At 50.1% G+C, this 956-nt stretch carries 8 tRNA genes and 1 rRNA gene; all 9 read left to right on the forward strand.

Annotated elements, in window-relative coordinates:
• Positions 1 to 91: ribosomal RNA gene (gene rrf / locus ACXAHI_RS20945) — 5S ribosomal RNA — on the forward strand; the annotation flags it as partial.
• 9 nt (positions 92 to 100) lie between these two features.
• Positions 101 to 176: transfer RNA gene (locus ACXAHI_RS20950), tRNA-Val, on the forward strand.
• A 48-nt stretch (positions 177 to 224) separates the two neighbouring features.
• A tRNA-Thr gene (locus tag ACXAHI_RS20955) sits at positions 225 to 300 on the forward strand.
• A 16-nt stretch (positions 301 to 316) separates the two neighbouring features.
• Positions 317 to 392 (forward strand) — tRNA-Lys (locus tag ACXAHI_RS20960).
• Positions 393 to 400: 8 nt separating this feature from the next.
• Positions 401 to 485, forward strand: a tRNA-Leu gene (locus ACXAHI_RS20965).
• Positions 486 to 488: 3 nt separating this feature from the next.
• A tRNA-Gly gene (locus tag ACXAHI_RS20970) sits at positions 489 to 563 on the forward strand.
• Between the two features lie 18 nt (positions 564 to 581).
• A tRNA-Arg gene (locus ACXAHI_RS20975) sits at positions 582 to 658 on the forward strand.
• A gap of 15 nt (positions 659 to 673) precedes the next feature.
• Positions 674 to 750: transfer RNA gene (locus tag ACXAHI_RS20980), tRNA-Pro, on the forward strand.
• Positions 751 to 760: 10 nt separating this feature from the next.
• Positions 761 to 836, forward strand: a tRNA-Ala gene (locus ACXAHI_RS20985).
• Positions 837 to 956 lie beyond the last annotated feature (120 nt).

A 956-nucleotide genomic window follows, 5' to 3' on the forward strand; every position in this document is an offset into this window, starting at 1 on the left:
ACCCGTTCCCATGCCGAACACGGAAGTTAAGCTCTTCAGCGCCGATGGTAGTTGGGGGCTCTCCCCCTGCAAGAGTAGGACGTCGCTAGGCTTAGATAGTGGAGGATTAGCTCAGCTGGGAGAGCATCTGCCTTACAAGCAGAGGGTCGGCGGTTCGAGCCCGTCATCCTCCACCATTTATTTTTTTGCCCGAAGGGCTCAAATGTTAAATTACATAACCATTTGCCGGTCTAGCTCAATTGGTAGAGCAACTGACTTGTAATCAGTAGGTTGGGGGTTCAAGTCCTCTGGCCGGCACCATCTTTTCTATTGAAAAGAGCCATTAGCTCAGTTGGTAGAGCATCTGACTTTTAATCAGAGGGTCGAAGGTTCGAGTCCTTCATGGCTCACCATGTTTTTTGCGGGTGTGGCGGAATTGGCAGACGCGCTAGACTTAGGATCTAGTGTCTTACGACGTGGGGGTTCGAGTCCCTTCACCCGCACCAATTGCGGAAGTAGTTCAGTGGTAGAACACCACCTTGCCAAGGTGGGGGTCGCGGGTTCGAATCCCGTCTTCCGCTCCACTTTAATAAAATTCATATGCGCCCGTAGCTCAATTGGATAGAGCGTCTGACTACGGATCAGAAGGTTAGGGGTTCGACTCCTCTCGGGCGCGCCATTTTAACATTATAGTCGGGAAGTAGCTCAGCTTGGCAGAGCACTTGGTTTGGGACCAAGGGGTCGCAGGTTCAAATCCTGTCTTCCCGACCACTTATATAATGGGGCCTTAGCTCAGCTGGGAGAGCGCCTGCCTTGCACGCAGGAGGTCAGCGGTTCGATCCCGCTAGGCTCCACCAAATTTTCTTTTAAAAAGATGTTGACTTCGGACAAGTTAATGTGTTACATTAATAAAGTCGCTGAAAACGACATTGAAAGAAACAAATCGATCTTTGAAAACTGAACGAAACGCCATGCAA

This window comes from Anaerobacillus sp. ABD4_527, from assembly GCF_056160805.1.